Origin of the sequence: Paenibacillus sp. BJ-4 (assembly GCF_020404765.1) — a bacterium.
In the GTDB taxonomy this organism is placed as follows: Bacteria; Bacillota; Bacilli; order Paenibacillales; family Paenibacillaceae; genus Paenibacillus.
In genome coordinates, this window is record NZ_JAIVEM010000106.1 from 1 (window position 1) to 209 (window position 209).

A 209-nucleotide genomic window follows, 5' to 3' on the forward strand; every position below is an offset into this window, starting at 1 on the left:
ACACTCTCCAGACAGGGCGCGAGGCCATGGAAGAGCGGCTGGGAGTGATTGTAGACAGCATCGGGCAGCTCAAGGCGAAGCTGCGGGGCTTTGCAGCGGGACAGGGGCTTGAGCATGTATATCGCGGGAAAGTCAAGCAAAATAAGGGAACCTCGGCTATTTTCACAGCGGATGAAGATATGCAAACAGCCATCGATTCCTGGCTGGTC

The 209-nt window shown here is 56.0% G+C and carries 1 protein-coding gene; it reads left to right on the forward strand.

Annotation, left to right across the window (positions count from 1 at the left end):
* Positions 1-209, forward strand: a 209-nt coding sequence (locus tag LCF57_RS17795) for a hypothetical protein (RefSeq protein ID WP_226001894.1), incomplete at both ends; no start/stop codon positions are given.